The sequence below is a fragment of the Streptomyces huiliensis genome, assembly GCF_020037025.1.
In the GTDB taxonomy this organism is placed as follows: domain Bacteria; phylum Actinomycetota; class Actinomycetes; order Streptomycetales; family Streptomycetaceae; genus Streptomyces; species Streptomyces huiliensis.
Map to the genome: position 1 here is coordinate 1 of NZ_JAIQLH010000291.1, position 1197 is coordinate 1197.

The following is a 1197-nucleotide window of genomic DNA, read 5'->3' on the forward strand; positions in this document are numbered from 1 at the left end:
AAGGCCCGGGGCGCCCACGTGACCGGTACGGCCCGCGGCGCCCACCACGCCCTCCTGCGCGACCTGGGCGCGGACGAACTGATCGACTACCGGCGGACGGACTTCGCGACCACGATCACCGACCCCCTCGACGTCGTCCTCGACCCCCTCGGCGGCGACTACCGCACCCGCTCCCTCCCCCTCCTCCGCCCCGGCGGCACCCTTGTCTCCCTCCAGCCCCATGGCACGGAGGAACTGGCGGCGGCGGCCCGCGTCGCCGGGGTCCGGGGCGAGGTGATGATCGTGGAGGCGGACCACGCCGGCATGACCGCCCTCGCCGACCTGGCGGCGTCCGGCCGCCTCCGCCCGGTGATCGCCGGCACCCACCCGCTGTCCGAGGCGGCGGTGGCCCATGCGGCGGGGGAGGCGGGCGGGACGACGGGAAAGCTGGTCCTTCTGCCGGACTGACCGCGGGGCGGAGGGCCGAGCCGACGACCAGGGACAGTCGCCCGCACCCCGCCCCCTCCGACGCTGCCGAGAGGAGGCGGCACCCAGGAGTCACACCCCACCCACGACACCCCGATCCCCCCGCTCCAGAATCACCCCGGCCGCCTCCTCCACGCTCATCCCCGCCGTGTCCAGCCACCACCCGACGCCGCCCAGCCGCTCCCGCATCGACCGGTCGAGCGGCCCCACGTCGTAGTCGACCCGCTCCCGCTCCGGTCGCGCGGCGTTCCGCGCCCGGCACACCCCGACCGGCGGCGCGAGGACGACGAACCGCACCGGCCGCGGCCGGAGCAGCCCGACCATGAGGTCCAGCACCTCCCGGTCCGGGACGACGTGGTCGACGACCGCGGTGAAGCCCGCGTCGGCGAAGTTCGCGGCGAGCGAGCAGCTGTTCCGCGCCCGGAGCAGCAGCTGCCGCCGCGCCTCCGGCTCCGGGAGCCGCACCACACTCACCCGGCCCCGCACGATCATGTCCGCCACGGCATCCCCGGACACCAACGCCGACCGCTCCAGCCTCCCGGCCACCTCCCGCCCCACGCTCGTCTTCCCGGCCCCGGGCAGCCCGGAAAGGATCAGACACCCGCCACGGTCCACGGAAAACCTTTCCCTCAGAGGACACACGCCCGCCATCCTGGCGACTCCGCACAGCGACGGACGGTCGACGCCGAGGAGCGTCGGCTGTGAGGCCACGCATAGGGCCCCGATCACATA

At 75.2% G+C, this 1197-nt stretch carries 2 protein-coding genes; one reads left to right on the forward strand and one right to left on the reverse strand.

All coding sequences use genetic code 11. The annotated features are described in order from the left end of the window. On the forward strand, window positions 1-447 hold a 447-nt coding region (locus JNW98_RS31405), incomplete at its 5' end, for a zinc-binding dehydrogenase (protein WP_223771701.1). Between the two features lie 90 nt (window positions 448-537). On the opposite strand, the gene JNW98_RS31410 is transcribed toward JNW98_RS31405, so the two are convergent. Next, window positions 538-1080, reverse strand: coding sequence for an AAA family ATPase (locus JNW98_RS31410; protein WP_223771702.1), 543 nt, complete (start codon window positions 1078-1080; stop codon window positions 538-540). Window positions 1081-1197 lie beyond the last annotated feature (117 nt).